We start from the raw sequence: 20,420 nt of genomic DNA, 5'->3' as shown, positions 1-20,420 counted from the left end.
GCTCAACGGCGCAGGGAATCGTGAACGGCCAGAACTGCCATCGTCACCAGATCAGAGACGTTGGCGTCCAAGTGCACAATCTGTACCGGCGCATCCAGGCCAATCATCATCGGACCGATGACCGTCGCTCCCCCCATTTTGTCCATCAGCTTGTAGGCAACGTTGGCTGAATGCTGTCCGGGCATGACAAGAATATTCGCCGGCCCTGACAGACGGCAGAACGGGTATACTTTCATCAGCTCGCTGTCCAGGGCCACGTTGGCCCCAAGGTCACCGTCGTACTCAAAGTCGACATCCCGTGCATCCAGAAGACGGACGGCATCACGAACACGAGCCGTATCCGGCCCCATCGGGCTGCCGAACGTAGAATAACTGACCAAGGCCACCCTTGGCTCATGCCCCATCTGCCGCACCCGGGCCGCCGCACCGACGGCAATATCGGCCAGCTCCTCCGCCGTTGGTGTTTCGTGAATAGTCGTATCAGCAATAAACACCGTCCGGCCACGCGACAGCATGATTGTCATCCCGAAAATGCGGCACCCCGGCTTGGGATCCACAACTTTCAGAAGTCCCTTGAGAACACTGCCATGGGTACGGGTCAGGCCAGTGACCATCGCATCAGCATCCCCCAGGCAAACCATGCAGGCCCCGAACACATTGCGATCCTGGTTGACCAGGCGCAGGCAATCCCGCCACAACAGCCCGCGCCGCTGCATCCGGCTGTACACATGGTCCGCGTAGTAATGGTTTCGCTCCGACAGGGCCGCATTATGGATCTCCACCCCCTCCAGGGCGTCTGCATCCAGCCCCAGACCACGAACACTGGAGGCTATCCGGTCCTTGCGGCCAACCAGAACCGGATGTCCATAGCCTGCATTCCGGAATGCCAGTGCAGCGCGGATCGCTTTTTCCTCTTCACCTTCGGCAAAAACAACCCGGCATGACCGGGCCGCTACCTCGGCAAAAATCGCCTGCATGGACCCGACCATCGGGTTGAGACGTGCAGCAAGGGCACTCCGGTATGCGTCCATATCCTCGATCGGACGACGGGCAACGCCACTGTCCATGGCTGCCTTTGCCACCACGGGGGGAATGGTCGATACAAGCCGTGGATCAAACGGTACCGGGATCAGATATTCAGGCCCGAACTGAAGCCGCCGACCGGAATAGGCTGCTGCCACCTCATCGGGAACGTCCTCGCGCGCCATGGCGGCCAAAGCCTTGGCGCAGGCAATCTTCATCTCCTCGTTGATGGTACGGGCCCGCACATCCAGAGCACCACGGAAAATATAGGGGAAACCGAGCACATTGTTGATCTGATTCGGGTAATCCGATCGCCCGGTTGCAACAATCGCATCAGTCCGCACAGCATACACCTCTTCCGGTGTAACCTCCGGATCCGGGTTGGCCATAGCGAAAACAATCGGGCGTGCCGCCATGGATTCCAGCATGGCCGGCGTGACAACCCCCTTGACCGATACCCCTAGGAAAACGTCTGCACCTTCCATGGCCTCGGCCAGCGTGCGGGCCGGCGTCTGGATGGCATGGGCGGATTTCCACTGGTTCATGCCTTCGGTCCGTCCCACGTACACGACACCTTTGGTATCACACAGGGTGACATGCTCGTGACGCACGCCGATAGCCTTGATCAGTTCGACACAGGCAATCCCGGCAGCACCGGCTCCGTTGACAACAATCCGTACCTCGTTCAGCTGGCGGCCAGTCAACTTGCAGGCATTGATCAGGCCGGCCGCCGCAATAATTGCCGTACCATGCTGGTCATCATGAAAAACCGGGATATCCATGATCTCGCGCAGTTGCTGCTCGATGATGAAACACTCCGGTGCCTTGATATCCTCAAGATTGATACCGCCGAAACTGGGGCCCAGAAAGCGAACGCAGTTGATAAACTCGTTCACATCATGCGTATCGACCTCAAGATCGATGGAGTCCACATCGGCAAATTTCTTGAACAGAACCGCCTTGCCTTCCATCACCGGCTTCCCGGCCAGGGCACCGATATCACCCAGCCCAAGAACGGCGGTACCATTGGAAATAACCGCAACCAGGTTGCCCTTTGTCGTATAATCGTAAGCCAGCGATGGATCCCGGGCAATCTCGCGGCAGGGCGCAGCAACGCCCGGACTGTAGGCCAAGGACAAGTCGCGCTGGGTAGTCAGCGGCTTGGTTGGAACAATCTCGATCTTGCCCGGACGGCCCGATGCATGCATTGCCAGGGCATCCTGCTCCAGCGTCGCACGGAATGACTTGTCGCCTTTTTCCCCCATGACCCCCGTCCTGCCCCTTGTTCCTGCCCGCCTAATCCATGGCAGGCACCTGTTCATGAATAGCAAGGGCACGGGCCCCGTGTTCCATCAAAACCAGACGCGCTTTTTCCTCGTCCCCCGGATCGGTCAGCAAAACCCACAGCAAAAGCTCGCCATTGGCTACAGCACAGGCATAATCGTCTGCATCGGGAAGGGCATCATATTCCTCAAATGCTTCCTTGAGAGCTGCCAGACCAACACCCGCCGCCGCCAGAATACCAACCAAGGCCACACCCGGACTTCCCGCCAAAGCAATCAATGTACCTGCAACAACAGGAACTTCGTAGCGGGTTTCGGCCAACAGCGGCAGAAGCCGGGCCTGCCAGGACTGTTCACCCCGCCCCATGGCCCCAACAGCATCGTGCCCGGCAAGAACAGAGAGATCCGTGCGCACAAATCCGACTTTCAGCAGTGAACGAATGCATGTCTCCAGCGCATCGGGCGTTGGCAGGATGCCAACCAGCTCGCGTACAGGAGTGACCGTGTCCGATGGGCGCGAAACCAAGACCAATGATCCTTGCTGGACAGAACGGGGCAAAGGACGACACAGCCATAGTGCCCGCCAACCGACAGGATGCCCAGCGTATTTTGCAACAGTGATACGGCGTACACAGAGTTTCCCCTTCACGGGCTTTGTATGCACATTCTGCAGTCCGGTACTGGCAAGACATCGGGAATGCCGTTATGGTCACCGGCAGTTTTCCCGCCAAACACAGTTTCCAGGGTTGTTCCGTGACCGACGCCGATCTTTTGCCCCCCTGCTCCCTTTCCGGAACCACACCCGCCGATACAACGGCTGCATCCATACCGGAAACAACAACTCCGATGATGCGGCAGTACCTGTCGATCAAGGCCGAACACGAAGACTGCCTGCTGTTCTACAGGATGGGCGATTTCTACGAGCTGTTCTTCCGCGATGCCGAACAGGCCGCCGAGGCCCTGGACATTGCCCTGACCGCACGCGGCCAGCATCTGGGACAACCGATCCCGATGTGCGGGGTGCCGGTCCACAGCCATGAGGCCTATCTGGCCAAGCTGATCCGCAAGGGCTTCCGGGTGGCGGTCTGTGAACAGACAGAAGATCCGGCCGAAGCCCGCAAGCGCGGGGCAAAAAGCCTGGTCCGGCGCGAGGCTGTACGCATCATCACCCCCGGCACCCTGACCGAGGATTCCCTGCTTGATGCCCGTAGTCACAACTATCTGGCAGCCGTTGCGGAAAGTAGCGGTACCCTGGGGCTGGCCTGGGTCGATGTCTCCACCGGTGATTTCCAGACCCAGCCGGTCGGGCCGGGAACGCTGGGCATGGCACTGGCACGCCTGTCTCCGGGTGAAATTCTGGTCCCCGACCGCCTGACCACACGCGATGATACAGCGCCGGTCCTGGCGGAATGGCGCAACGTCCTGTCCCCCCTTCCCGGGTCACGCTTTGACAGTGCCAACGGGCAGAAGCGCCTGGAAGCCCTGTTCGGTCTGCGCGGCCTGGATGGACTGGGAAGCTTCGGTCGCGGCGAAATTGCTGCGGCCGGGGCCCTTGTGGACTATATCGAACTAACCCAGAAAGGCCGTCTGCCGCGCCTCTCGCCGCTCCGGCGCCTGGCCGAGAACGCGGTGATGGGGATTGACGCGGCGACCCGTCGCAATCTGGAACTGACCCAGACCATGGGCGGAGAAAGGCGGGGAAGCCTTCTCGCCACGGTTGACAGAACCGTTACCGGTCCCGGGGCCAGGCTTCTGGCCTCGTGGCTGTCTGCCCCCCTGACAGACATCCGTGCCATCAATGATCGCCTTGATGCCGTGGAAGCCTTCAGCGGACACGACACCCTGCGCACCACATTGCGTGAGTCGCTGCGCCACTGTCCGGATGTGGAACGCGCCCTGTCCCGCCTGTCCCTTGGCCGGGGTGGGCCACGCGATTTGGCCAACATCCGCGATGCTCTGGCACAGATCCCGGGCATCCGGGTTCTGTTGCGCAGTCAGGTATCACCACCAAAAGACAGCCTTCTGGACATCCTGTGCATCAATCTGGGAACACATGATACCCTTGCCGACACCCTGAACCGGGCACTGGGGGCTGATCTGCCGCTTCTGGTCCGCGACGGTGGCTTTATTGCCCCGGGCTGGAACCCTGTCCTGGACGAACTGAGGGGGCTGCGCGACGAAAGCCGGCGCCTGATTGCTGCCCTGCAAAACACCTATGTTCATTCCACCGGAATTGACAGCCTGAAGATCAAGCACAACAACGTGCTCGGCTACTTTATCGAGGTACCCGCCAAGCGGGCCGAAACAATGATGGACCGCGAGGGGCCGTTCATCCACCGCCAGACCATGTCCAATGCCGTCCGCTTTACCACGGTAGAGCTTTCGGACCTGGAAGACCGGATCCGCGGTGCCGGCGAGAAAGCACTGGCCATGGAATGCGACCTGTTCCGGACCTTGGCCGAGGAAACCCTGGCCCGCGCCACCGACATTGCCGCAGCCGGGGCGGCCCTGGCAACACTGGACGTTGTGTCCGGTCTGGGAGAACTGGCTGTTGAACGTCGCTACACACGCCCCGTGATGCTGGATGATACCAGCCTTGACATTCAGGGCGGGCGCCATCCGGTCGTGGAAACCGCGCTGGAGAAGGCCGGGGATGCCTCTTTTGTGGCAAACAACTGCTGCCTTTCAGACGGACAGCGCCTGTGGCTGATTACCGGCCCGAACATGGCGGGTAAGTCAACCTTCCTGCGCCAGAACGCCCTGATTGTGCTGCTGGCACAAACCGGCAGCTTTGTCCCCGCCTCACACGCCCGGATCGGCGTGGTGGACCGCCTCTTCAGCCGGGTGGGGGCAGCCGATGATCTTGCACGCGGACGCTCCACCTTCATGGTCGAAATGGTGGAAACGGCTGCCATCCTGAACCAGGCCACGCCACGCTCCCTGGTTATCCTGGATGAAATCGGGCGCGGAACCGCCACCTTCGACGGCCTGTCGATCGCCTGGGCCACTGTGGAGAACCTGCACGACGTCAACCGGTGCCGTGCCCTGTTTGCCACCCATTACCACGAACTGACCGCCCTGACCAAACGCCTCGACCAGCTGTCCTGCCATTCGATGAAGGTCAGGGAATGGAAGGGGTCTATCGTCTTCCTGCATGAAATTGCTGCAGGCGCCGCCGACCGGTCGTACGGCATTCACGTTGCCCGTCTGGCCGGGCTGCCCGCTGCTGTGATCCAGAGAGCCGGAGAGGTTCTGGACATTCTGGAGAAAACAAATCAGGGAGGACTGGCCGCAGGCCTGACCGATGACCTGCCCTTGTTTTCTGCGGCCCGACGCCGAGAACAGGACGCAGAGCCTGCACCGGCACCAATATCACCCGCCCTGAACGCCCTGGAGACTCTCAACCCGGATAACCTGACCCCGCGTCAGGCCCTGGAAGAACTCTATCACCTGCGGACTCTCCTGGCACAAGCCTGAGCCCCATCACCACCGCGTTTTCCCGGCTGCCGTCTTCAAGGAGATAATACCCTGAACGGCAGCCGATCGTTTCATAGCGCAAAGCCTGGTAAAGGTTTCTGGCTGCGGTGTTGCTCTCCGCCACCTCCAGGAATATTTTTTGCGCCCCGCGTACGCCGGCCTCAGCCTGGCAGGCCTTCAAAAGAGCAGCAGCAATGCCACGACGGCGAAATCCCGGATCAACAGCCAAGGTCAGAACTTCGGCTTCCTCCGCCATAGCCCGGAACAAGGCAAAACCCGCCGGCTGCTCTCCCGTTACAGCCAGATGACCAAAAACAATACTGGTCTCCAGCATCTGCCGAAAATCCACGGCCAGCCACGGGCGGGCAAAAGCACGGGCATGCACGGCGGCAAGGACATCCGCATAGACCGGCGTCAGGGGAAGCAGGGAAATAGCCCCATCCATCATGGAGCCGGAGCACCGGGACGGAGCTGCCCGCCATTGGCCGGTATGGCGGCATCAGGCGGACGGACATACAGCGCGGAGGGCACATCGTCCCCATCCTGCAGCACCGCCCCTGCCGCCAAAGCAGCCACGACAGCCGGATCGGGCCAGGGGACAGCAGGTCCAGCAAGAAGAGTTCCAGCCTGCACCAAGGGATCAACAAGCCCTGAGGCATCCCCGCACACCAGTGGAACCGACGATCCCACACCCGCCCGCTGTATAAAGGACCCGAGATCGGAAGCCGCCACAACCTCCGGCCCGGCAAGAGACACCAGGTCGGAAGCCCGGAACAGCTCGGCATACATATCCCCACGCCGGGTATCGATAGCAACCAGAATGGAACCGACCGTCGCCCGTACCGCATCCGGAAGGGATGCAGCCCAAGCACGGGTCGCTGTGACCCCGGCTACCGGAACACCCGTCGCAAGACGCAAGGCCCGTGCTGTCGCCAGCCCGACACGCAGGCCGGTAAAAGACCCCGGCCCGACCGTAACACCGATACGGTCCAGACTGTCCCAGTCAAGACCGACCTCGTCCCGCAGACGGGCCAGCAGCGGTATCAGGGCTTCGGCATGACCATGCATCATCGGCATACTGTCCCCGGACAGAACACGCCCGTCTTCCCACAGGCAGGCCGAACATGCGGCAACAGAGGTATCAAGGGCAAGAATACGCATGGTGCGGCATCATCCGTGTTTGAAAGGCCATGTCATCAAGAAGCGGCCAACGCTCGGGGGAAGGAAGATTGTAATGCCACCACTCCGTCTCCAGGTGCTCGAACCCGGCCAGACGCATAAGGCCAAGCAAGGTCAACCGGTTACGCTGGACCGTTGCAGGCAGGGTTGTAACCCCATGGTGGGAGTCCGGGGTGAAATCATCAAACGGGGTTCCCATGTCCAGTGGCACCCCGGTCGCGGCATCAAGCAGGGTCAGGTCCACCGCTACCCCGCGACTATGGGTGGAACCAACGGCCGGATTGGCCACAAATTCAGGGTTCGGGAAAAAATCCCACAGGATTTTCTGGGCTTCCGTCGGACGGAACGCATCAAAAACACAAAGTCGCAGCCCCTGTCCCATGGCCAGGGCAGCCGCACGGTCCAAAGCCTGCGCGGCCTCTGGCACAAGGAAACAGGCCGCCCGCGCATAAACAGGCGCACCGGTAAAATTATTGCCCGTGGCATAGGCGATATCCAGCACAAGGCCGGAACCTGATGAGATTTCGACAAGCATAGCCGGACCATGTCTCTATGAAAAGGCTGCCAAGCCCGCCACCATACGTCCGTTTTACGGGTTACGGAAGCACAGAAACAGGCCCACATGTTCTGAAGGATTGCCCGCAGCACACTTTGGCCCTATGGTCGCGCCCAAAGGATTCACTTCGACGACGGCCATGACCGACCTAAGCCATATTCGCAATTTCTCCATCATTGCGCACATCGACCACGGCAAATCCACCCTTGCCGATCGCCTGATCCAGCTTTGCGGCGGACTAACCGACCGCGAAATGAAGGAACAGGTCCTTGATTCCATGGATATCGAGCGTGAGCGCGGCATCACCATCAAAGCCCAGACCGTCCGCCTGACCTACAAGGCCCAGAACGGGCAGACCTATGAGCTGAACCTGATGGATACCCCGGGCCACGTGGACTTCGCCTACGAAGTCAGCCGGTCTCTGGCAGCCTGCGAAGGATCGCTGCTGGTTGTCGATGCTTCACAGGGAGTAGAGGCCCAGACACTGGCCAATGTCTATCAGGCCATTGATGCCAATCACGAAATTGTGCCGGTCCTGAACAAGATTGACCTGCCGGCAGCAGAACCGGAACGGGTCCGCACCCAGATCGAGGATGTGATCGGGATCCCTGCCGACGATGCTGTGGAAATTTCAGCCAAGACAGGCCTGAATATTCCGGCCGTTCTGGAAGCGGTTGTGACCCGCCTGCCCGCCCCGCAAGGGAATGCGGATACCTTGTTGCAGGCTCTTCTGGTCGACAGCTGGTACGATCCGTATCTCGGGGTTGTCATTCTTGTACGCATCAAGGAAGGACGCCTGAAAAAAGGCATGAAAATCCGCATGATGCAAACTGGTGCTGCCTATCAGGTGGACCGCTGCGGTGTCTTCACCCCCAAGATGACCGAACTGCCGGAACTGAGCGCCGGACAGGTTGGGTTTATCATGGCCGGAATCAAGACGGTGGCCGACACACAGGTCGGTGATACCATCACCGATGATGCCAAACCGGCTACATCTCCCCTGCCCGGATTCAAGCCATCCATTCCGGTGGTATGGTGCGGCCTGTTCCCGGTAGACAGCTCCCAGTACGAACACCTGCGCGACAGTCTTTCAAAGTTGAGGCTGAATGATTCCAGCTTTGACTATCAGCCGGAAAACTCGGCTGCACTTGGATTCGGATTCCGGTGTGGTTTCCTTGGCCTTCTGCACATGGAAATTATTCAGGAACGTCTGGATCGTGAGTTTGATCTGGACCTGATCACCACGGCACCATCCGTCGTGTACCGAATGCACCTGACAGACGGATCGCTGAAAGAACTCCACAATCCGGCCGACTTTCCGGATCCGGTCAAGATTGACCGGGTAGAGGAACCCTGGGTCAAGGCAACGATCATGGTTCCGGATGACTATCTGGGATCCGTCCTCAGCCTGTGCAGCGAACGCCGGGGCGTGCAGCTTGACCTGACCTATGTCGGGAACCGGGCCATGGCCGTTTACCGCCTGCCCCTGAACGAGATTGTCTTTGACTTCTACGACCGGCTGAAATCCATTTCCAAGGGATACGCCAGCTTCGACTACGAAGTGGATGAGTATATCGAGGGCGACCTGGTCAAGGTCGGCATTCTGGTCAACAACGAACCGGTGGATGCCTTGGCCTTCATGGCGCACCGCAGCCAGGCTGAATACCGTGGGCGGCAAATCTGTGAACGCCTGAAAGACCTGATTCCCAAGCACTTGTTCAAAATCCCGATCCAGGCAGCCATCGGCGGGCGGGTAATTGCCCGCGAAACCATCAGTGCCATGCGCAAGGATGTAACGGCCAAGTGCTATGGCGGCGATATCAGCCGCAAGAAGAAGCTGCTGGAAAAGCAGAAGGAAGGCAAGAAACGGATGCGCCAGTTCGGCAAGGTGGAAATTCCGCAGAATGCCTTTATCGAGGCCCTGCGCATGGGCGAACAAAGATAGGCAGAAACACCGGGAATACCGGCAGGAACCATGACGGCGCTACGCAAGAAAAAGCTGTTTATACGCACCTATGGGTGCCAGATGAATGTCTACGACTCAGCCCGTATGACCGATGTTCTGGCGCCCCTTGGGTATGAACCGACGGAAGACCAGGCCCAAGCGGATATGGTGGTTCTGAACACCTGCCACATCCGCGAGAAGGCATCGGAAAAGGTTTTCTCCGAACTTGGGCGGCTGCGTGAACAGCAGGAAGAAAACCGGGAACAGGGACGCGACCTGATCATTGCCGTTGCCGGCTGTGTCGCCCAGGCCGAAGGCAAGGTGATCATGGACCGTTCGCCATGGGTAGACATTGTGCTGGGACCGCAGACCTATCACCGTCTGCCGGAAATGGTCGCCCGGGCTGAACGGGCCGCCGCACAGGATGACCGCCGATACACCACAAACGAGCGGCGGCTCCGGGGCTTTGGTATCCTCGACACTGAATTCCCGGCCGAGCCAAAGTTCGACCACTTGCCAATGCCTACGGCGCAGGGCCCCTCGGCCTTCTTGTCCGTACAGGAAGGCTGTGACAAGTTCTGCACGTTCTGTGTCGTTCCCTACACCCGTGGTGCCGAGTATTCACGCCCGGCATCCGATATCCTGGCCGAAGCCCGCAAGCTGGTCTCTGATGGCGCGCGGGAGCTGACGCTGCTGGGACAGAACGTCAACGCCTACCATGGCAATGCCACACAGGGCTCCGGCACGTGGGGTCTGGGGCGGTTGATCCGTGCCCTGGCCGACATCGACGGGCTGGACCGGATCCGCTATACCACCAGCCATCCGAGGGATCTCGACGATGAGCTGATCGCCGCCCACGCCGACGTCCCCCAGCTGATGCCCTTCCTGCACCTGCCGGTCCAGTCCGGGTCTGACAAAATCCTGCGGGCCATGAATCGGGGCCACACGGGGGCCGAATACCGTGCCAAGGTTGATCGCCTGCGAACAGCGGTACCTGATCTGGTCCTGTCCTCGGACTTTATTGTCGGCTTCCCGCATGAAAGCGATGCCGACTTTGCCGATACCATGGCCTTGGTACGCGATATCAGCTTTATCCAGGCCTATTCGTTCAAGTACTCCCCCCGCCCAGGCACACCGGCTTCTGCCATGGAATCCCAGGTACCAGAACCTGTGAAGAACGAGCGATTGGCCATTCTTCAGGAAGAGTTGATGCGCCAGCAAAACGCTTTCAACCAGTCCTGTATTGGCAAAACAATGGCTGTCCTTCTGGATCGTCCGGGGCGTCAGCCCGGACAATTGGTCGGACGCAGCCCGTTCATGCAGCCCGTTCATGTTCCGGCTTCAGCCGGAACTGTCGGCGATATTGTGCATGTGCGAATAACTTCATGCAGCGCAACAAGCATGGCTGCCGTTCCTGTCGGGAGAACCGGTCACGATCCCTTGACGACAGATCGCACCTGTCCGGTATAGAATTGGCAATGCACGGTTCGTTTCCCAAGACAGGGCATCCCCGTACAGGGTCCGGAAAACAAAGGAGGTTCCCGATTCGCATCAGCCTGACTTTTGCCGAGAACACCCTGCTGCCACTGGTGTACGGAGCGCATAACGTCAATCTTGAGCGTCTGGAGGGAAACCTTGGCGTGTCTGTGTCTCCCGTGGGCAACACCTTGACGCTGGAGGGGCCTGACAAGGCTGTTGTATCAGCCCGTGCTGTCCTGGAATCGCTGTACGAAGAGGCCCGTCGTGGCCACTCAATCGGCTTTGCTGAAGTGGATGCTGCCGTACGCATGCTGCCGGTTGATCCCGCTGCTGTCATTGGTGCCGAGGGCGTGGAAGACCTGACCATCCGTACCCGCAAGCGCCCGATCGTTCCACGCAGCCCCAATCAGGCGGAATACGTCCGCCTCATGCACCGCCACGAGATGGTCTTCGGGCTGGGGCCTGCCGGTACAGGCAAAACGTACATGGCCGTTGCCATGGCAGTTGCCATGAAAATACAGGGACGGGTGAACCGTATCGTCCTGTCCCGCCCGGCAGTGGAAGCCGGGGAACGGCTGGGGTTCCTGCCCGGTGACATGCGGGAAAAGGTCGATCCCTATCTGCGCCCCCTGTACGACGCCTTGCACGACATGCTGCCCGGGGAACAAATCGCGAAGGCGATGGAAAGCCGGGAGATCGAGGTTGCACCGCTGGCCTTCATGCGGGGGCGCACATTGTCCGATGCCTTCGTCATCCTGGACGAAGCCCAGAACACCACACCAACCCAGATGAAAATGTTCCTGACCCGCCTGGGCGAGAACTCACGCATGGTCATTACCGGCGACCTGAGCCAGATTGACCTGCCCCGCGGGACGCAGTCGGGCCTGAAGGAAGCCTGCGATATCCTGAACGGCGTCCAGGGAATCGGATTCCTGCGTTTTGACAGGAACGATGTCCTGCGCCACGAGCTGGTCAGCCGCATTGTGCACGCCTACGAACGCCGGGACCAGGAAAGCAACAGCCATGATACAGCCGGAAACTGAAACCATGACCCCGGCTCGGGATATATGCGGCACCGATGTGACGATACACCTTGACCTGCAGGACCCGCGCTGGGATGACCTTGTCCCGGAGCTGGCCAGATGTGTGGATCGCAGCATCAGGGCAACCTTGGAAGGAAGCGGAGAAACCGGGACGTTCGAGGTATCTGTCGTCCTTGCAGATGACAGGACCATACAGGCCCTGAATCGTGATTACCGTGGCCAGGACAAGGCAACAAACGTGCTGTCATTCGCCGTACGCGATACCGGAATGCCCGTTCCGCCCGACATGCCCGAACCCTTGGGTGATATAATTCTTGCCTTTGAGACCACAGCCCGCGAGGCTGAAGAGCAGAGCAAGACCACGGAAGACCATTTCTGCCATCTTCTTGTCCACGGCATGCTGCATCTTCTGGGGTATGACCATATACAGGATGACGAAGCAGAAGAAATGGAAAGCCTGGAGACAGAGATCCTGACCGGCCTTGGCCTGCAGGATCCGTGGAGAGATGGACCAACAGGCCCAGTAGACGAAAGATGAACGACGATTCTTCCAGTAGGAAGCCCCGTGAGAACGGGGCAGATGAAGCCGGCTCCCTGATCCGCCTGTTAAGGCGGCTCCTTCCCGGTGCCAAGCGCAAGGACGAGGCCGTAAGAGAAGCTCTCGAGGAGCTGATCGAAGATGATGATGCCGATTCCATCAACGGTCATGAACGCCTCCTCCTTGGAAACATTCTGCACCTGCGCGATGTCACAGCCTATGACATCATGGTGCCCAGAGCTGATATTACCGCCATCGAAGTGGATACTCCCCTGCGGGAAGTTGCAGACCTTGCCGGGCGATGGGGACATTCCCGCATTCCGGTATACAGGGAAACACTCGATGATGTTGTCGGCATGATCCATATCAAGGATATCCTGCCTGTCGTTGCACGTGGGCAGGAACCGGAGTTACGTCACCTGGTCCGCAAGGTTATGTGCATATCGCCGGCAACACGGGTTCTGGACCTTCTGGTGGACATGCGCCTGAAGCGGACCCACATGGCAATGGTGGTTGATGAATACGGCGGAATCGACGGCCTGGTGACAATCGAGGATCTGGTGGAGCAGATTGTCGGCGAGATCGAGGATGAACACGACAACGGCAGTGAGCCGGAAATGATGCTGGCCGGGGACGGGAGTCTGACCGCCGATGCCCGTGTCACGCTTGAAATGTTCGAGGAACGCTTCGGTCATCTGTTTTCTGAAGATGACAGGGAAGATACCGATACCTTGGGAGGGCTTGTCTTCCGTCTGGCCGGGCGCATTCCGCTGCGCGGGGAACTGATTGCCCACGAGAGTGGTCTGGAATTCGAAGTTCTCGATGCAGACCCGCGCCGTATTCGTCGCCTGCGAATTCGGAATCTGCCCGCCCCGATCCCTGCGGAAGAGGCATGATCACTCTTGGCACCTGAATCTTTCCGGGAACATCTTGCCAGAATAGCCCTCTACCCAGCTCGTCTTTCCGTAATGCGGCAGCTGGTGCTTGTTTTTGCGGCAGGCCTTGCGTCGGCCCTGGCCTTGCCACCTGTTTTCTTTCTTCCGGTGCTGTTTGTCTCGTTCCCGGTCCTGATACAGGTTCTGGAGCATGCACATAGCCGCAGACATGCCTTTCTCATGGGATGGAGTTTTGGCTTCGGGCATTTCTGCGCCGGGCTTTACTGGATCTCCCATGCCCTGCTTCTGGATCCGGTACGGTTTGGCTGGATGGTCCCCCTTGCTGTTGGCGGCCTCTCCGCACTTATGGCAACCTACATAGGCGCAGCAACAGCCCTCGTCCATGCCCTGCGCCTGAAAGGGCTGTCCTGCATTCTGGGTCTGGCATCCCTGTGGACTGTCATGGAGCTTCTGCGCGGCTGGCTGCTGACAGGTTTCCCTTGGAATCCTCTGGGCAGTGTGTGGACTGACACTCTCCCCGTCCTGCAAACTGCGGCTTGGATTGGCATCACCGGCCTTTCACTGGTCACCGTTGTCATGGCCTCGCTGCCCGTCATGCTGCTCTATCCCGGTGGCCGATACACCGTGGGTATCGTAGGGATCCTTTTTGCCGTTATGGTCGGAGCCGGAACAGCACGCATACCGGAGGAACCCGCACCGTCCGTTTCCGGGGTTCGCTTGCGCCTTGTTCAACCCGCCATACCACAAACCCTGAAATGGCAGGAGGGAACGCGCATGGCAAACCTTGGGCAGTACATGACGCTGTCCATGGTACCGCCAGATCCAGATGATCCGGCACCAACACACGTTATCTGGGGCGAGACAGCCCTCCCATGGGCTATAGATGGCGTAACCGATACTGAACTCCGCTCTGCCCTGTCTGCCGTCCCGAAACAAGCCGCACACAACGGTGCCCACACGCCGCTTCTTGTAACCGGCGCGATACGGCGGACCCCTCCGGGACAGAAACCTGCCCGGATCTGGAATTCCATGATTGCCGTTGATGCCAGCGGATCCCTGCAAGAACACTTTGACAAGGCGCACCTGGTTCCATTCGGGGAATATGTGCCCCTGCGCTCCATCCTTCCAATCGACAAGGTTACCCCGGGACACATGGACTATTCTGCCGGGGCAGGGCCACGGACCCTGTCACTGCCAGGGCTGCCGCCTGTATCACCCTTGATCTGCTATGAGATCATCTTCCCCGGTGCGGTTACAGAACAGGACAAGCGACCGGAGTGGATTCTCAATCTGACGAATGATGGATGGTACGGCGTATCCACAGGACCCTATCAGCACTTGGCAACAGCCATTGGACGGGCCGTGGAAGAAGGACTTCCCGTCGTTCGGGCTGCCAACACCGGAATATCGGCTGTTATTGATCCGTGGGGTCGGGTCGTCAAATCCCTCGGCCTTGAGACAGCCGGCTTTGTAGACAGTAACCTTCCTCATGCCCTGCCAGAAACCGTTTATGGGCGCTGGCACCACAGGATTCCCTTGTGGATCGCAACTCTTTTACTGTTTGCAGCACTTGCCCTGCGCACACGTTTCAGTGACCAGCACATCTCCCCCTGAGCACAGCCCAAAGCAGAAAATAGCACCGTAGGGCGAGATCACCTTCGGAGCATCACGTGGCCAACAGGCTGAAATGACAGCTATTGTGACGTATACAAGTGATTGACGCGGCAAGATACGCAACCTATACCAGCAAAATGGTGACAAACTTTCTACGCTTGATCCTGCGGAATGACAGTCCTTGAATTGCCTTGCCGCTATCAACCCGGGGAATGCATGGCCTCAGAGTACACGGTCCAGAAAGCAAAACATAATGCAAAGACACGTACATGATCCGGTCGGGATCCGGATCCTGGGGCCACTGTCACCAAACATCAGTGAGAGACACAAAAGAGTATACATCATGCACACTTCCAACAAATCATTGCGGGCTGCCCGGGGGCGCATGCCGTCCGGCCAACCCAACCCGGTTGACGTTCACGTGGGTGCCCGCGTCCGTTTTTGCCGGACCATGCTTGGCATGAGTCAGAGTACTCTGGCTGAAGAGCTTGGGCTGACATTCCAGCAGGTCCAGAAATACGAACGCGGCGCCAACCGCATCAGTGCGTCGCGCCTGTGGGATCTGAGCCGGGTCCTGGGGGTCCCGGTCAGTCACTTTTTCGAGGACATGGCCAATGATACGGCCAGTCAGTCCCCACGCTACGTCAATACAATCAAGAAAGCAGAGGAAGACGGACCGTATCCTGAAGAGAACGCATCACCGGCCCCCATGCAAAGCCGGGAAACTCTTGAACTGGTCCGTGCCTACGGCCGTATCAACGAAGCACCCGTACGGCGGCGTATTTACGAACTGACACGAACCCTGTCTGCCCTGTCAAACTCTACCCTGCTGTCGGAAGAGGAAGACAAAATAGAAACAGACGATGACTGAGCAGGGTACCGCCTGAACACAAGGGAAACCCGCACAAGGCACGTGTGTCAACACAGGTTGCTTGCATATCAGGTGCCTTTCCGATACTTCCTGCCCAACAGGAATGATCTGGCCATAAGGTGCCGGATTGCCGGACCGTGCTTGTGCGGTCACCCTTTTGCGAGCTGTTCCGTCAGGAATGGGGTGCAGTGGGGAGTATGTGGTGTAACCCCTTGAGTGGAGTAAGGCCCGTGGCCCGGAACGAATATCTTTTCACCAGTGAGTCTGTGTCTGAAGGACACCCGGACAAGGTTTGCGACCGTATTTCGGACAGCATTGTCGATTTGTTTCTGACCTCGGATCCCTATGCACGGGTTGCCGTGGAAACCCTTGCCACCACGAATTTCGTTGTCCTGGCCGGGGAAGTGCGTGGGCCGGATCACCTGACCCATGAGCATTTCCGTAAAGCCGCCCGCGAAGCCATAAAAGATATTGGCTACGAGCAGCATGGCTTCCACTGGAAGGATTGCGAGATTATTTCGCATATCCACAGCCAGTCTTCCGATATTGCCCAAGGCGTGGATGCTGCGGGCAACAAGGACGAAGGCGCAGGCGACCAGGGGATCATGTTCGGCTATGCCTGCACCGAAACGCCAGAACTTATGCCCGCCCCGATCCAGTTTTCCCACCGGATCCTGAAGTCCTTGGCCGAAGAACGTCATGGCGGCAACACCCTGCTGGGCCCGGACTCAAAGTCGCAGGTTACGCTGCGGTATGTTGACGGAAGGCCCGTGGGCGCCACATCCGTTGTTGTATCGACCCAGCACCACTTCAACGCGTCTTCCGAAGAAATCCGCGAGCTGGTCCGTCGCCATGTCGTATCGGTCCTGCCGGATGGCTGGATGTGCCCGGAAAGCGAGTTCTATGTCAACCCGACCGGGCGTTTTGTCATCGGTGGCCCCGACGGGGACTGCGGTCTGACCGGTCGCAAGATTATCGTTGATACCTACGGCGGGGCCGCACCCCACGGCGGCGGAGCCTTCTCTGGCAAGGACCCGACAAAAGTGGATCGCTCGGCAGCCTATGCCACACGCTATCTGGCAAAGAACGTTGTTGCTGCCGGATTGGCGGAAAAATGCCTGATCCAGGTTTCCTATGCCATCGGGGTGTCAAAGCCCCTGTCCCTTTACGTCAACACCTTTGGAACAGCCAAGGTTGACGAGGCAAAGATTGCCAAAGTCCTGCCGGACATGATGAATCTGAGCCCGCGCGGAATCCGCGAGCATCTGGGCCTGAACCGTCCGATCTATGCCCGGACTGCGGCCTATGGCCACTTTGGCCGGACACCGGAAGCTGATGGTGGCTTCTCGTGGGAGAAAACCGATCTCGCCGATACCCTGAAGGCTGAGTTCGGCGCCTGAGAATCCAGATCTGATGCAGAAAAGCGTTACCATTATGCACCCCGGGGATACCGAAAACAAAAAGCACATGCGTGATTGCAAGCGCCGTCGCTTTTATGGTCGCCGTCATGGCAAAACCCTGCGCTCTGTCCAACGGGGGCTGATGGACACGCTTTTCCCGGAGCTGGAAATCACCCGGCCCGGAACAGGGGAGCAGACGACCCTGCAAACCCTGTTCCGGCATCCGGTCAAGGAGGTCTGGCTCGAAATCGGGTTTGGGGGCGGCGAGCACCTTGCTGCCCAAGCTGAATCCAGGCCGGATGTCGGGTTCATCGGTGCCGAGCCCTTTGTGAACGGAATCGGCAAACTTCTGTCGCATATCCAGTCCCGTAATCTGGGCAACATCCGGATTTATGGGGATGACGTCCGCCCATGGCTGGATACTCTGCCAGATGCCTGCCTGGACCGTGTCTTTCTTCTGTTCCCCGATCCCTGGCCCAAAACCCGGCACCGGGAACGACGCTTCATCAACCCGTGGAATCTGGATCTCCTGGCCCGGGTCATGAAGGACAACGCTGTTTTGCGGGTTGCATCCGATGATCCAACCTACGTACGACACACCCTTGCGGTAGCCCCGGCCCACCCCCTTTTCCGCTGGAATCCAAAAAGACCGGCGGATTGGCGTGACCGCTGGACTGATGCTGTAGAAAGTCGTTATGAAGCCAAGGCCCACCGTGAAGGGCGCATGCCCCACTACTTTACATTCCACCGTATCCCAAGGGGATAACCCCGGACACAGCCTGTGCTGGTACTGCCCGCATTCTCCCCCCTGTTGCAGGACAACTGTATGGGGTATAACCCCGGGATGACTGATGCTGTACTCCCATCCCTGACCCTGTCCGACGAGGCATCCACCGTACGTCTGGGCCATGCCTTGGCCGCTATTCTCCGCCCCGGCGATGTCCTGGCTCTGGAAGGCGATCTCGGGGCCGGGAAAACAGCGCTCAGCCGGGCCCTGATCCGGGCTGCCCTCGACTCCCCGGATGAAGACGTTCCAAGCCCTACCTTTACCCTTCTTCAGGTTTATAATGCCCCACAGGCAAGCTATTGGCACTTTGACCTGTACCGGCTGGAGCAAGCCGATGATGCCCTGGAGCTGGGGATAGAAGATGCGTTTGCGGGAGGAATCAGTGTGATCGAATGGCCCGACAAGCTTGGCCACTGGCTTCCACGGCATGCGCTGCGCCTTGCCCTGTCTATTGGCGATGGTGGGCAGCGCCATGCACACTTCTCGGGTCCGGTGATGTGGGCCCCTCGCCTGGCAGGGTTGAGCACATGACACATCAGGTTCTTATCCCCCGCCGTCCCGATCCGAACCGCCTTACAGCCATGCATGCATTCCGCAAGGCCCATGGATGGGGGAATGCCACATGCTCCCTTCTGGCCGGGGATGCCTCGTTCAGAACGTACTATCGCCTTCGGGACACAGGAACCGGGGAAACGTGTGTGTTGATGGACGCCCCGCCCCCCACGGAGGATGTACGTCCGTTTGTCAGGATCGGGCGCCACCTGGCTGGCCTGGGGTTATCAACCCCGTCCATACGGGCTGAAGATGCCGAGCAAGGCTTCCTGCTGCTGGAGGATTTCGGTGATGATCTCTATGCCCGTCTGCTGGGATCCGGCTCGCGGGAAAGCGACTTGTATTCCCTGGCAATGGATGTGCAAACCGCTCTGCACCAGGCACCGGCACCGGATTTCCTGCCCGCCTACGATGATGCGTTCCTGTTGACTGAGGTTGGATATCTGCCCGACTGGTTCTGCCTGCATTGTGCAACCCCCGTTCCAGACGATGCACGAGCCGAATATGATGCTCTGTGGAGCACCTTGTTTTCCATAGCCCGTGCCGTACCTGAACGCATTGTCCTGCGTGACTACCATGCCGAAAATCTGATGCTGCTCCCCGGCCGACAGGGCCTGAAAGCGTGCGGACTTCTGGACTTCCAGGGAGCCGTGCGTGGCCCCCTGACCTACGACCTGATGAGCTTGATGGAAGATGCCCGGCGCGATATCGACCCGGGTCTGGTTCAGACCATGCAGGACTACTATCTGGACTGCAATCCCGGGCTGGACCGGGAAGCTTTCCAGGCATCGTGGTCTGTCATGGCCGCCCAGCGCCATGCAAAGGTGATCGGGCTGTTTGTCCGGCTGTGGAAACGGGACGGAAAGCCTGTCTACCTGCCACATCTGCCACGGGTCTGGCGCTTGATGGAACAAGCCTGCCAGAACCCGCTGCTTGGCCCCCTGAACGCATGGCTGAATTGCCATGTTCCCCATGAGACAAGGCAAAGGATACCGGCATGAGCATTCTTCCCCGCATGGCTATGGTTCTGGCAGCCGGTACGGGCACACGGATGCGTCCCCTGACCAATCATACCCCGAAGCCATTGATCCGTGTTCTGGGCAAAACGATGCTGGACCGCACACTGGATCACTTGGCAGATGCTGGTGTTGCCGGAGCTGTTGTCAACATCCATCACCATCCGGATCAGATGAGGGCACACCTGGCCACACGAACGGGGGCACCGAACATCTTTCTGTCTGACGAAAGCAATCAGCTTCTGGACAGTGGTGGTGGGGTACGCAATGCCCTCCCCCTCTTGGGAAATGCACCGTTCCTGATCCTGAATGCCGACATTGTCTGGCTGAATGGAAGCGAGGCGACGCTGCCCCGTCTGGCCCGGTACTGGGATCCGGCCCGGATGGATGCCCTGCTTCTGCTGCAAAACAAACCCCAGGCCATCGGATACGAAGGGCGAGGTGATTTCTTTCGCAACGAACATGGTGTCCTGCACCGTATTCAGGACCATGAAACCGAAGCACCACTGGTCTATACCGGCATCATGATGATCGGCCCCGCCGCTTTCATGGATACGCCATCCGGCCCGTTCTCGCTGAACATGGTGTTTGACAAGCTACTGGCAACAAACCGCCTGCACGGTCTTGTTCATGATGGCCCCTGGTTCCACGTCGGAACGCCCGAAGCCATTGGAAGAACGGAACAGATCCTGCAACACCTGGAACACCCCGCAACGGCAACGACGGATAATGCCGCAGCGGTCGTGCGCTGACTGCTGCCT

General features: G+C 59.1%; 18 protein-coding genes. 13 read left to right on the top strand and 5 right to left on the bottom strand.

What is annotated here, in order from left to right:
- Positions 1-2 precede the first annotated feature (2 nt).
- Both HEQ60_RS08470 and HEQ60_RS08465 read right to left on the bottom strand, forming a co-directional pair.
- Positions 3-2,288 (bottom strand): NADP-dependent malic enzyme, encoded by a 2,286-nt coding sequence (locus tag HEQ60_RS08470; RefSeq protein ID WP_168071278.1) that lies wholly within the window; start codon positions 2,286-2,288, stop codon positions 3-5.
- Positions 2,289-2,319: 31 nt separating this feature from the next.
- On the bottom strand, positions 2,320-2,970 hold the full coding sequence (locus HEQ60_RS08465; RefSeq protein WP_322099320.1) for a hypothetical protein: 651 nt from the start codon (positions 2,968-2,970) through the stop codon (positions 2,320-2,322).
- Between the two features lie 182 nt (positions 2,971-3,152).
- Here HEQ60_RS08465 and mutS point away from each other — a divergent pair, with 182 nt between their 5' ends.
- The gene (mutS, locus tag HEQ60_RS08460) at positions 3,153-5,783 is read left to right on the top strand and encodes a DNA mismatch repair protein MutS (RefSeq protein WP_168071300.1); all 2,631 of its coding nucleotides are present in this window, start codon (positions 3,153-3,155) and stop codon (positions 5,781-5,783) included.
- On the opposite strand, the gene rimI is transcribed toward mutS, so the two are convergent.
- Genes rimI through ddpX form a run of 3 tightly spaced genes read right to left on the bottom strand, consistent with a single transcriptional unit; the run spans position 5,707 to position 7,497 of the window.
- The gene (gene rimI, locus HEQ60_RS08455) at positions 5,707-6,231 is read right to left on the bottom strand and encodes a ribosomal protein S18-alanine N-acetyltransferase (RefSeq protein WP_209315481.1); all 525 of its coding nucleotides are present in this window, start codon (positions 6,229-6,231) and stop codon (positions 5,707-5,709) included. The two genes, mutS and rimI, sit on opposite strands and share 77 nt — an antisense overlap.
- Positions 6,228-6,944, bottom strand: coding sequence for a tRNA (adenosine(37)-N6)-threonylcarbamoyltransferase complex dimerization subunit type 1 TsaB (gene tsaB / locus HEQ60_RS08450; protein WP_168071277.1), 717 nt, complete (start codon positions 6,942-6,944; stop codon positions 6,228-6,230). Before tsaB ends, rimI begins: the two co-directional genes overlap by 4 nt.
- Positions 6,925-7,497 (bottom strand): D-alanyl-D-alanine dipeptidase, encoded by a 573-nt coding sequence (gene ddpX, locus HEQ60_RS08445; protein ID WP_168071276.1) that lies wholly within the window; start codon positions 7,495-7,497, stop codon positions 6,925-6,927. The genes tsaB and ddpX overlap by 20 nt, the downstream gene beginning before the upstream one ends.
- Before the next feature lie 160 nt (positions 7,498-7,657).
- Between ddpX and lepA the strand changes: the two genes are divergently transcribed.
- The 12 genes from lepA to HEQ60_RS08385 all read left to right on the top strand — a co-directional run bounded on the left by lepA (position 7,658) and on the right by HEQ60_RS08385 (position 20,411).
- Entirely contained in the window at positions 7,658-9,463 is a 1,806-nt protein-coding gene (gene lepA / locus HEQ60_RS08440) for a translation elongation factor 4 (RefSeq protein WP_168071298.1), read from the top strand.
- A gap of 30 nt (positions 9,464-9,493) precedes the next feature.
- Positions 9,494-10,933 (top strand): tRNA (N6-isopentenyl adenosine(37)-C2)-methylthiotransferase MiaB, encoded by a 1,440-nt coding sequence (gene miaB / locus HEQ60_RS08435; RefSeq protein ID WP_168071275.1) that lies wholly within the window; start codon positions 9,494-9,496, stop codon positions 10,931-10,933.
- An 8-nt stretch (positions 10,934-10,941) separates the two neighbouring features.
- Positions 10,942-11,985 carry a PhoH family protein gene (locus tag HEQ60_RS08430; protein ID WP_168071274.1) on the top strand — a complete coding sequence of 348 codons (1,044 nt, stop codon included), beginning with the start codon at positions 10,942-10,944 and terminating at the stop codon, positions 11,983-11,985.
- On the top strand, positions 11,966-12,523 hold the full coding sequence (gene ybeY, locus HEQ60_RS08425; RefSeq protein ID WP_245183857.1) for an rRNA maturation RNase YbeY: 558 nt from the start codon (positions 11,966-11,968) through the stop codon (positions 12,521-12,523). The genes HEQ60_RS08430 and ybeY overlap by 20 nt, the downstream gene beginning before the upstream one ends.
- Positions 12,520-13,419, top strand: a complete 900-nt coding sequence (locus HEQ60_RS08420; protein WP_066133849.1) for a hemolysin family protein — start codon at positions 12,520-12,522, stop codon at positions 13,417-13,419. The genes ybeY and HEQ60_RS08420 overlap by 4 nt, the downstream gene beginning before the upstream one ends.
- A 6-nt stretch (positions 13,420-13,425) precedes the next feature.
- Positions 13,426-15,033, top strand: a complete 1,608-nt coding sequence (gene lnt, locus HEQ60_RS08415; protein WP_168071273.1) for an apolipoprotein N-acyltransferase — start codon at positions 13,426-13,428, stop codon at positions 15,031-15,033.
- Between the two features lie 343 nt (positions 15,034-15,376).
- Positions 15,377-15,904, top strand: a complete 528-nt coding sequence (locus tag HEQ60_RS08410; protein WP_245183856.1) for a helix-turn-helix domain-containing protein — start codon at positions 15,377-15,379, stop codon at positions 15,902-15,904.
- Positions 15,905-16,134: 230 nt separating this feature from the next.
- Positions 16,135-17,304 (top strand): methionine adenosyltransferase, encoded by a 1,170-nt coding sequence (metK, locus tag HEQ60_RS08405; RefSeq protein ID WP_168071272.1) that lies wholly within the window; start codon positions 16,135-16,137, stop codon positions 17,302-17,304.
- A gap of 13 nt (positions 17,305-17,317) precedes the next feature.
- Positions 17,318-18,070, top strand: a complete 753-nt coding sequence (trmB, locus tag HEQ60_RS08400; RefSeq protein WP_245183855.1) for a tRNA (guanine(46)-N(7))-methyltransferase TrmB — start codon at positions 17,318-17,320, stop codon at positions 18,068-18,070.
- A 78-nt stretch (positions 18,071-18,148) separates the two neighbouring features.
- Entirely contained in the window at positions 18,149-18,622 is a 474-nt protein-coding gene (tsaE, locus tag HEQ60_RS08395; protein WP_168071294.1) for a tRNA (adenosine(37)-N6)-threonylcarbamoyltransferase complex ATPase subunit type 1 TsaE, read from the top strand.
- Positions 18,619-19,644, top strand: a complete 1,026-nt coding sequence (locus tag HEQ60_RS08390) for an aminoglycoside phosphotransferase family protein (protein WP_168071271.1) — start codon at positions 18,619-18,621, stop codon at positions 19,642-19,644. Before tsaE ends, HEQ60_RS08390 begins: the two co-directional genes overlap by 4 nt.
- Entirely contained in the window at positions 19,641-20,411 is a 771-nt protein-coding gene (locus HEQ60_RS08385; RefSeq protein ID WP_168071270.1) for a nucleotidyltransferase family protein, read from the top strand. Before HEQ60_RS08390 ends, HEQ60_RS08385 begins: the two co-directional genes overlap by 4 nt.
- The last annotated feature ends 9 nt before the right edge of the window (positions 20,412-20,420 follow it).

The sequence above is a fragment of the Haematospirillum sp. H1815 genome (assembly GCF_012102705.1).
GTDB lineage: Bacteria > Pseudomonadota > Alphaproteobacteria > Rhodospirillales > Rhodospirillaceae > Haematospirillum.
The sequence above is the reverse complement of the archived record's forward strand: the minus strand, read 5'-3'. Positions and strand labels throughout refer to the sequence as shown.